Here is a 5603-nt window from a genome sequence, read left to right on the forward strand (position 1 = left end):
GCACTGAATAGCAGCTGTTACCTCATGTAGAATTAGTTTCATCCATAGTTCACTAGCTTGATGGATGACAATAAACAGCATTTCATCATGGTGATTAGAAAGTCTATGCTGACTAGATAATATTTTATCCAGGTGCAGGTAATCTCCATACGACATGGCTTTCTGAAAGTCCGTTTGAAGTTCTTTCTCTAGTTCAACTGCATTGGGTGCCTTGTTATTTGTCGTTTTCATTTTGTATCCCCCTTGTTTTTATGTAAAATAACTTGAACGTTAACGTAATTCCTCTAATTCTTCTTTTAAGCTGCTATTAGCCATATCTTCTGCAAAGTGATGGTTACCTTTTCTTTTCTTAGAGATAAAATAAGCAATGGATAAGAATGCTAACCAAGGAATTCCAAACTGAAGCATAATTTTAAAATCTGTAAACCAAGTGGTAATCATCAAACCGAGTAATAAGATGGCTCCTAAAATCGTAAAATAGGGGAAGCCAAGCATTCTTACCGGTAATTTTCTTCCGCCAGATTTCTCCCATTTTTTCCGGAAGTAGAGGTGAGAAACAAATATCATAAGCCATGTGAACATAGCTCCGAACATTGAAATGCCCATCATAAAGGCATATGAAGAGCTTGGGAGCAGTCCATTAACTGCTGCCGCAAGAAAAATGCCCAGGGTTGATACAGCAAGGGCCCATAGCGGTACACCTTTTTTGCTTAGTCTCCCTAAAAAAGCTGGTGCATGTTTACTTTGAGAGAGGGAGAACATCATACGTGTGGAAGCATATAACTGACTGTTCATAGCTGATAAAGCAGCCGTTAAAATAATAAAATTCATAATTCCAGAGGCAGCCGGGATATTCAGAATTTCCATTACTTTCACAAATGGACTTTTATCAACTTGAGCTGACTTCCATGGAACAATCATTAGCATGATGCCTATAGTCAAAACGTAAAAAGTAGTTAAACGAAACACAGTTGCTTTTAAAGCCTTCGGAACGGCTATATCAGGCTCTTTTGCTTCTCCAGCTGTAACTGCAATCATTTCGGTTCCTAAGAAACTAAAGAGGGAAATAAAGACAGCTACCCACATTCCCCACCATCCGAAAGGAAGGAATCCACCATCATTTACAAAATTACCTGTACCCATATTAGGACGTGCATCTGTTCCAAACAGAACATAGGACCCTAAAAGAATAAAGCCCACAATTGCACTGATTTTTATCATGGAAAACCAATACTCAAAAGTAGCAAACGTATTAACACTAGTTGCGTTTACATAGATTAGTATAGTAGCAAACACTAAAATCCAGACAATACCCGGAACGCTTGGAAACCAGTACTTCATATACACGGCTATTGCACTTACTTCTACTCCAACGGCGAGGACGTTGGCTATCCAATATGAATAGCGAACCAAAAAGCCTGCCAGGGGATGTACATATTTTTCGGAAATTGTTCCAAACGATCCAGAAGTAGGGTGGGCCACTGTCATTTCTGCCAAACACCCCATTAAAAGTAATACAACAAAAGCTCCTAAAGCATAACTAACCAATACACTAGGTCCAGCTGTTTGAATCGCAAGGCCACTGCCTAAGAACAGTCCAGTTCCAATTGCACAGCCCATCGAAATCATTGTCAATTGACTTGTTTTTAGATTTCGTTTTAATCCCTTTTCTGCATCATCTTTGTTTGGCAATTGAGTATTGTGGGTTTTCATATTTCATCTCCCTCATAGTTTCAAAATAATGGTTTGGCTGCATATCTACGTAAAATAGCTTCCTCAAGATTTAGAAAGCGCTTACTTTTCTTGTTAAAAAACAAGTAGTTTAGCTTTTACGCCACTACTTCACGTTCATTTTTAAATTTTTCATATTCTTTATCGTTCATAATTTTCTTCAAAGTTTGTACTACTTCCCAGACTTCTGTATAAGAAGTGTAAAGAGCAACAGGAGCAAGGCGAATAATATTCGGAGCGCGAAAATCTGGAATGATACCATTCTCTTTTAATGCTTTACAAATGCGCGCTGCTTCCTTATGTTCAAGACTTACGTGCCCTCCGCGCTTTTTATCTTCTCTAGGGCTTCCAAGGGTAAAATTGAAGTCACTCAGCTCTTTTTCTAATAAATACATTAAATAATGATTGATTTTAAGAGATTTAGCTCGAATATTATCTATACCAGCCTCAGTGAAAATTTCTAGCGATCCAATTAAAGGAGCCAGACTTAAAACATGGGGTGTTCCAACTTGATAAGCACCGGCTGAATCAGCAGGTGTTAATGTGTGTTCCATATCAAACTGCTTTTCTTTCTTTGAACTAAACCAGCCTGCTAAACCAGGTGCTGTTCCAAAATGTTTTTTATTTACATATAAACCGCCTACACAGCCAGGTCCACCGTTTAAGTGCTTGTAATTACACCAATATGCAAAATCAACATCCCATTTACTAAAGGAGTGAGGAATTGCACCAATAGAGTGGCAGCCATCAAATCCAATCAAAATTCCACGCTTGTGTGCTTCAGCCGTCAATCGTTCCATATCTAATATTTGGCCGCTGCGATAGAGTACAGTCGGTAAGATAATTAAAGCAATTTCATCGGTCATAGCCTCAATAATGTCATCTTCTTCTAAAAAACGGCCATCGCGGCTTTTTACACATATAAGGTGAGTATCTGGATTGTATCCATGGGTTCGCAGCTGACTTTGAAGCGCATAAATATCAGATGGAAAGGTCAATTCATCAGCTAAAATCTTTGTGCGCGTTCCTTTTGGATTGTAGAAAGTAGCTACAAGCTGATGAAGGTTAACTGTTGTCGAACCAGTTACAATGACTTCTTCGCTAGAAGCCCCAACTAACGGCGCACTCATTTCACCTAATTTTTCGGACAAGGAGAACCATGGGTGTTTCCCTTGAGTCCATCCATCAATTCCTTGTTCTTTCCAATCATTTAACACTTCTATAAGTCTGCGTTCAGCTCTTTTAGAAAGGAGCCCCAATGAGTTTCCATCCATATATATGGAATCAGGCTTTAAATAAAATTCGTCACGAAAACTTGAAAGGGAGTCTTCTTGATCCAACTGTTTGGCATACTCTAATGTGGGTTTAAAGGTATTTAATTGCATAATTTTCCTCCTCTGCATTACTTAATATGTATCCTAGAAGAATCGTAACAAAGAATATGACACGGTGTCAATAATATAATTTTGAAAATTAAAAAAATAATTTTTGTAATAAATTCTCTTTATTTCTTTTCGTTTTGTGAAAACTTCTATATCCTAGAGAGTAAAACGGATAGGGAGGAAGGAACCTTAATGAATGAAAATAACGTTGAAGATAAACGGCATTTACGTTCAATAAAGACTCGACAGAAATTATTAGAAGCTGCAAGAGAAGTATTTATAACAGAAGGTTTTCACAAAGCAACTATCACTCAAATAATAAAAAAGGCAAGGGTTGGGTATGGTACTGCATACGTTCATTTCGAAGGAAAAGAAGACTTTTTAGTTGTATTAATGGAGAATGTTATGGAGAAATTTTATGAAATTGCCGAGGCTGCATTTTTACCCGCATCTGTAAATGAAGCAGAAGAAATGATTCATAAACAAACGAACGAGTTTTTAAAAATGGCTGAGGATGAACAAAAAATGCTGCAAGTGTTTGAGCAGGCTATTGGTATTTCTCCTCTCGTTTCAGAGAAATGGAAGAACATTCGGGAAAAGTTTATTCAACGAATTTCAGAAGACATTGCCTATGCGCAGCGCAATGGATTAGCCCGTAAAGATGTACATAACGAGCTAGTAGCAAGAGGGTGGTTTTTCACTAATGAAATGTACCTTTGGGAAATTGTTCGTAATGAATATGAGCATCCTGTAGAACAAATTGCTAAGAATATCGCATCTATTTACATTAAAGGACTCTATTTATAATTTCGGTGCGTAAATTGAATTTGTTTGAAACAAGTATATAGTATCCCGCTACTATTCAACATTCTCTGCAGAAAAAAGGGACCGTTTCCCCATACACTCTCTCATGGGTATAGATAATAGTATAAATATAATAAAGCTTACTAAACGTTGAAAGTTTAGTGAGCTTTTTACTCTATGGAAAAGTATTATTTAATTTGAAGAAACCTCCGTTCAAGTCATAAATTTGAACGGAGGTTTTTTATTATCCTCGAAAGGTTAAATTTATTTTTTATTCACTTGGCGTCCACTTTTTTTCTGGCTCTGGGAACTTGTGTTGCCAGTTTGAAATTCATTACCTAATTCAACATCATTTCTTTTATCTTGCTTCTCCACTTGCTCTCTTGTTTGATTCTTTTTCTGTATCCCTTGTTTTGACATTACTTATCTCATCTCGCTTTCATTTAGTATTGTTTTTAATATGTGCAACTATAAGAAAAAACATATAAATTAAATAAATAATTTGTTAGTTGCTTCTGAATCAAAGCCCTGTTTGCTACTAGGCGAGCCCCAGCATATAAACAACCGAGCACATCTTACATTACTACTTACACCTCACCTAATGCAGTAATTATTCTTTTTTAGTTTTAGGGTGAACGGACAAGCTTTATGGGATTAATTTGATTTTGGGATAGGTGAGAATAGTATCGTAAAAAGGACACATAATTAGTAAAACAATTACTGTTGTTTAATGTGTCAAGAGATGAAGATTTTACTCATTTTTGGAGGAAGTTGTAATGGAGAAAGATCAAACGTTGAAAAATGCGATGAATGAATGGGCACGTGTGACTGAGGATCCACAAATGTTAATGACTTATGAAGTAAACCAGGAATTCCAAGTAGATGAAACATTGACATTAAAAAAAGCTGAAAAGCAAGGGGGAAAAAGAGCTATTAAGAGAGTAGCATTAAGAATGCTGCAAAAAGGTATGGATAATCAAACAATATCTGAATTAACGGAGCTTACAGAAGAAGAGATTGAACAGATGCGTAAATAACGAAGGTAAACCGAAGGTAGGAAGAAATAGATCCAAAACAAAATTTTATTTTATCACGATAAAAAAAGGGCTACCCCAAAATAGGAAAGAGGTAGCTTGCTCTATTCAAGCAAAAAATTGAATACATTGGTTGAGTTAAAACAACTACATTATTTTAACATGTATAATATAAAATTTTTAGTAAAACGCTATCATTTCCAGTTTTATTACCTAATTTCCTCTGCTAAAATGGAATCATAGGGATGAAAAGAGAAGGGTAGATGAGGCATATGAGTACGAGTCTATTGCTAACTTTAGGGGTTATATTTTTGGCAACAATAGCTATAGCCATTTTAATTAAGATTCCAGAAGAAGATTAAACTGAATAATAAAATGAAAAGCTATCTCAAATTATGAATGAGATAGCTTTTTTACTGCTTAATGTCTCAGTTGAAAAATTAAAATTGATTTTATATAGAGGAATTAAATGCATAAAAATTAATTAAAAACAAATACTTTCACTGTCATAAATAAAAAGGAGGCTGGATAAAGATGGATGCACAAAGAGCACAAGAAATTGCCGATTCAGTGGACATGGCCAATGTCATACATAACGGGAAAAGCATTTACATTGAGCATGTAGACCAACAAAATGGGGTAGCTACAATTC

Annotated in this window: 7 protein-coding genes; 3 read left to right on the forward strand and 4 right to left on the reverse strand. The window is 35.9% G+C overall.

What is annotated here, in order from left to right:
- The 3 genes from AC1DRF_RS15535 to kynU form a co-directional block, all read right to left on the reverse strand.
- Positions 1-231: tryptophan 2,3-dioxygenase family protein (locus AC1DRF_RS15535; RefSeq protein WP_477741089.1), on the reverse strand; the 231-nt coding region annotated here is incomplete at its 3' end.
- 39 nt (positions 232-270) lie between these two features.
- A complete protein-coding gene (locus tag AC1DRF_RS15540) occupies positions 271-1713 on the reverse strand; it encodes an amino acid permease (RefSeq protein ID WP_377568649.1) in 1443 nt (480 codons plus the stop codon).
- A gap of 116 nt (positions 1714-1829) precedes the next feature.
- The gene (kynU, locus tag AC1DRF_RS15545; protein ID WP_477741090.1) at positions 1830-3116 is read right to left on the reverse strand and encodes a kynureninase; all 1287 of its coding nucleotides are present in this window, start codon (positions 3114-3116) and stop codon (positions 1830-1832) included.
- Positions 3117-3305: 189 nt separating this feature from the next.
- Between kynU and AC1DRF_RS15550 the strand changes: the two genes are divergently transcribed.
- Positions 3306-3920: a TetR/AcrR family transcriptional regulator gene (locus AC1DRF_RS15550; protein ID WP_230185512.1), complete on the forward strand. Its 615-nt coding sequence runs from the start codon at positions 3306-3308 to the stop codon at positions 3918-3920.
- Positions 3921-4181: 261 nt separating this feature from the next.
- Here the strand turns inward: AC1DRF_RS15550 and AC1DRF_RS15555 are convergent, their stop codons facing one another.
- A complete protein-coding gene (locus tag AC1DRF_RS15555) occupies positions 4182-4337 on the reverse strand; it encodes a hypothetical protein (protein ID WP_013058266.1) in 156 nt (51 codons plus the stop codon).
- A gap of 356 nt (positions 4338-4693) precedes the next feature.
- Between AC1DRF_RS15555 and AC1DRF_RS15560 the strand changes: the two genes are divergently transcribed.
- Positions 4694-4954 carry a hypothetical protein gene (locus AC1DRF_RS15560; RefSeq protein ID WP_043981048.1) on the forward strand — a complete coding sequence of 87 codons (261 nt, stop codon included), beginning with the start codon at positions 4694-4696 and terminating at the stop codon, positions 4952-4954.
- Between the two features lie 531 nt (positions 4955-5485).
- On the forward strand, positions 5486-5603 hold a 118-nt coding region (locus AC1DRF_RS15565), incomplete at its 3' end, for an H-type small acid-soluble spore protein (protein ID WP_477741091.1).

Source organism: Priestia sp. P5_B4 (assembly GCF_056400385.1).